A 1,097-nucleotide genomic window follows, 5' to 3' on the forward strand; every position below is an offset into this window, starting at 1 on the left:
GGGTTTATAATAGTGAAACAGATTTCAGATCAAGGAATTTATTTATTAGATTCTGTTTCTTGACTCAATATTCATACGAGAGTAAATATGACGGCTTTAGATACAATAAATGAACAACGTTCTATAGTTGATAAAATTAATGAAATTCTAGTAATTCATGGTCTCCCAGGAGAGATAACTCTTTCTGATTTAACATTTCATGGTAAATACGTAAATGATCTGGTTAAAGGCAATCATAAACTATCTGATTTAATTACTAATCATCTTTGGCCAAGCATTAACTTAGCCACCGTTTATCACTATACCAGTAGATCTGCGGCTGAATGCATTCTTAACTCAGGAATATTTCGCCTTACAAATATCGAAAAGAGATATAATGAAGGAGAAATAATTAGGTTTTGTGAAACACATAACCTTACTGGGTATCTTCAAGAATCCAGTGACAATACCCCTTTGTATCGTGAACTAATCATGCCTAATACATTTTATGCATCCTTTACTGAAGCCGATATCCCCAAGGATAAGGAGGAGTATTTCTGGAATGTTTTTGGATGTCATGATGGTGTTCGATTGAAATTCGAAATTCAAGCCACAAACAGTAACTTTAGACGTGTTAAATATGAAATGAAAGCAGGACAACCGTTACAGCCATTATTTGATTTAATTGAAGAAATTAAAAATGAGTACGGTTTTATCTTTACTATGAAAGGCATTTCTCGTCTATGTTCTTTTTATCTTCCAGGTGAATATAGTTGCGAAAATGAGTATAGACTTCTCCATCGAACATGGGATGGAGGGGATATCCAACCTAAAGGTAATGGAGTCCAAAGTTATATAGAGCTTCCTTTGAATTTAATGAATGAGTGCGGATTTAAGTTGAAAATAATTGAAGTGCAATCTAAAGAGCAAATCAACATGCCATGTAATTATTTATTTTCTAAACGGGAAGTGATTTAGGTATAACTTAAACAGGATTAGCACGAATTGATGATATTTTAATATTTTGGGGATATAGTCCCCTTTAAGATATTTCAAAGATAAATTCAAAGGCTTTTATGCACATCATTTATATATCAATGATTCTTTTTAATCTTTAT

1 protein-coding gene is annotated in these 1,097 nt (G+C 32.2%); it reads left to right on the top strand.

Translation table 11 applies throughout. The features are described 5' to 3' along the window. Window positions 1–87 precede the first annotated feature (87 nt). The gene (locus J1782_RS00225) at window positions 88–957 is read left to right on the top strand and encodes a hypothetical protein (RefSeq protein WP_217151899.1); all 870 of its coding nucleotides are present in this window, start codon (window positions 88–90) and stop codon (window positions 955–957) included. Window positions 958–1,097 lie beyond the last annotated feature (140 nt).

Origin of the sequence: Rahnella sp. BCC 1045 (assembly GCF_019049615.1) — a bacterium.
GTDB classification, from domain to species: domain Bacteria; phylum Pseudomonadota; class Gammaproteobacteria; order Enterobacterales; family Enterobacteriaceae; genus Rahnella; species Rahnella contaminans.